The 301-nt window shown below is 72.8% G+C and carries 1 protein-coding gene; it reads left to right on the top strand.

What is annotated here, in order from left to right:
• The coding region (locus ACG2DA_RS23165; protein ID WP_395259084.1) for a transposase at nucleotides 1–301 on the top strand (301 nt) is incomplete at both ends.

The raw sequence follows: 301 nt of genomic DNA, 5'->3' as shown, positions 1-301 counted from the left end.
CGGTTCGCCGGCCAAAGAGGATTGCCACTACGTCCGCGGCGGGGTGGCGAACCTGTTCCTGGCGTTCGAGCCGCTCGCCGGCCGGCGGTTCGTCGACGTCACCGAGCGGAAGACGGCCGTCGACTTCGCCCGGTTCCTGAAGCGGCTGTGCGACGAGCGGTATCCCGACGCGGAGCGGATCCGGCTGGTCTGCGACAATCTCAGCACGCACGGCCCCGCCAGCCTGTACCGGGCGTTCCCGCCGGCCGAGGCCCGGCGGCTGGCCCGCCGGCTCGAGTGGCGCTACACGCCGAAGCACGGC

This window comes from Alienimonas sp. DA493 (genome assembly GCF_043951915.1).
In the GTDB taxonomy this organism is placed as follows: Bacteria; Planctomycetota; Planctomycetia; order Planctomycetales; family Planctomycetaceae; genus Alienimonas.
The sequence above is the reverse complement of the archived record's forward strand: the minus strand, read 5'-3'. Positions and strand labels throughout refer to the sequence as shown.